This is a genomic window from Streptomyces sp. PU-14G (genome assembly GCF_041028275.1).
In the GTDB taxonomy this organism is placed as follows: Bacteria; Actinomycetota; Actinomycetes; order Streptomycetales; family Streptomycetaceae; genus Streptomyces.
Map to the genome: position 1 here is coordinate 1 of NZ_JASKYT010000654.1, position 1,922 is coordinate 1,922.

General features: G+C 73.4%; 2 protein-coding genes and 1 pseudogene. 2 read left to right on the plus strand and 1 reads right to left on the minus strand.

Features of this window, described 5'->3' with window-relative positions:
• Positions 1 to 157, plus strand: a pseudogene (locus AB8Z75_RS34415) (prephenate dehydrogenase); the annotation flags it as partial.
• Between the two features lie 127 nt (positions 158 to 284).
• On the opposite strand, the gene AB8Z75_RS34420 reads toward AB8Z75_RS34415, so the two are convergent.
• The gene (locus AB8Z75_RS34420; RefSeq protein WP_369208997.1) at positions 285 to 1,370 is read right to left on the minus strand and encodes a prephenate dehydrogenase; all 1,086 of its coding nucleotides are present in this window, start codon (positions 1,368 to 1,370) and stop codon (positions 285 to 287) included.
• 128 nt (positions 1,371 to 1,498) lie between these two features.
• On the opposite strand from AB8Z75_RS34420, the gene AB8Z75_RS34425 reads away from it, so the two are divergent.
• Positions 1,499 to 1,819, plus strand: a complete 321-nt coding sequence (locus AB8Z75_RS34425; protein ID WP_369208999.1) for a DUF952 domain-containing protein — start codon at positions 1,499 to 1,501, stop codon at positions 1,817 to 1,819.
• Positions 1,820 to 1,922: the final 103 nt, after the last annotated feature.

Below are 1,922 nucleotides of genomic sequence, written 5' to 3' on the forward strand. Positions count from 1 at the left end.
GGGCAAGCACGGGCAGGCACGGGCCGCGTACGAGACGGAGACCGTGCTGGTCAGCGTCCGTCCCGGGCAGCTGGCGAGGATCTTCGCGGACGCCGACGCGGTGGGTGTCAACATCGAGGACGTCCGCATCGAGCACGCGACGGGGCAGCAGGGGGGCGCCTGATTCCCCCGCACAAGGCTACCGGCTGTCGCGGACACCCCATGCCGCGCGTCCCGGACCGTCTCGGGACGGTCCGGGTAACGAGGTGGCCCCCTCCCCGGGGACCGGGGTGGGCCCGGGGGCCCTACTGGCGTAGGGACCAGCCGCGGTCTCTGAGTTCCTGTTCCAGCACCGGCACCGCGCCCGGCTCCACCATCAGCTGCATGTAGCCGGCCTGCTGCCCCGTCGCGTGCTCGATGCGGACGTCCTCGATGTTGACACCCACCGCGTCGGCGTCCGCGAAGATCCTCGCCAGCTGCCCGGGACGGTCGCTGATCAGCACGGTCACCGTCTCGTAGGCGGCCGGTGCCTGCCCGTGCTTGCCCGGGACCCGGGCCCGGCCCGCGTTGCCGCTGCGCAGCAGCATCTCGACGCCCTCGGCGCCGCTGGCCCGCTCGGCCTCGTCCGCCGAGCCCAGCTCCCGCAGCGCTTTGACCGCCGCCTGCAGATCTCCGGCGACCTCGGCGAGGATGTCGGCCACAGGGTCTGGATTGGCCGACAGGATGTCCACCCACATCCCCGGATCGGAACCCGCGATCCGGGTCACGTCGCGGATGCCCTGGCCGCACAGCCGCACATCCGTCTCGGCCGCCTCCACCAGCCGCGCCGCCACCAGGCTGGAGAGCAGCTGCGGCGTGTGCGAGACGAGAGCGACGGCCCGGTCGTGCGCGTCCGCCTCCATCACCACCGGCACCGCCCCGCACAGCGCGATCAGCTCCAGTGCGAGGTTCAGCACCTCCGTGTCGGTGCCCGGCGTCGGCGTCAGCACCCACGGCCGCCCCTCGAACAGGTCGGCCGTCGCCGCCAGCGGGCCCGACTGCTCCCGCCCCGACATCGGATGGCTGCCCAGGTACGTCGTCAGATCGCCGCCCCGCTCGGTCAGCTCCCGGCGCGGCCCGCCCTTGACGCTGCCCACGTCGATCACCCCACGGGCCAGCCCGCGGCGCTGCACGTCGGCGACGGTCTGCGCGATGTGCGCGGGCGGCACCGCGACGATCGCCAGGTCGACGGGGGAGCCCGGCTCGCCCTCCGTGCCCGCGCCCAGCGCGGCGGCCGTACGGGCCCGCTCCGGATCACGGTCGCTGAGATGCACCCGCACCCCGCGCGCGGCGAGGGCGAGTGCGGCCGAAGTACCGATGAGTCCCGTGCCGAGCACGAGGGCTGTGCGCATGTGAGCCAGGATACGGACCGGGCGCGGGCTCCCTCCCACCGCGGTGCGGTGCCCGGCGCGACGGGGCGAGTACTGCGCACGCGTGCATGTGCGGGCCGCTCGCCCGGTGAGGCGGTACAAGTGAAGGCATGATCTTCCACGTGGTCCCGCTGGACGACTGGCTGCTGGCCCCGGACCGTCCCTACTCGCCGCGCGTGCTCGCCGAGGACGGCTTCATCCCCTGCACAGCCGACGAGCAGCACACGCTGGCCGTCGCCGACGCGCGGTTCCGCGCGGCGGTCGGGCCCGTCATGGCACTCATGATCGACGAACAGCGGTTGGACGCGCGGGTGCGGTGGGAGCCTGCTCCGCAGATTTATGGGCGGGTCAATCGGTCGGCGGTGGCGGGGATGCTGGAGGTTCGGCGCGACGCGGAGGGGAGAGCTCTCGCTCTCGCCCTCTGGTCTTGATCGGGGCTCCGCCCCGTTGGCCCCCTCCTGTGGAGCGGGCCCCCCATGGCCTTCTCATTCCATGGAGGCCGCCCACCCCTGTGGGGGTTGCCCTCTGTTTGGG

Excerpts from the sequence above, each read along its gene's own strand:
- AB8Z75_RS34420 (WP_369208997.1), bottom strand. The coding sequence starts at position 1,370 with ATGCGCACAGCCCTCGTGCTCGGCACGGGACTCATCGGTACTTCGGCC.
- AB8Z75_RS34425 (WP_369208999.1), top strand. The coding sequence starts at position 1,499 with ATGATCTTCCACGTGGTCCCGCTGGACGACTGGCTGCTGGCCCCGGAC.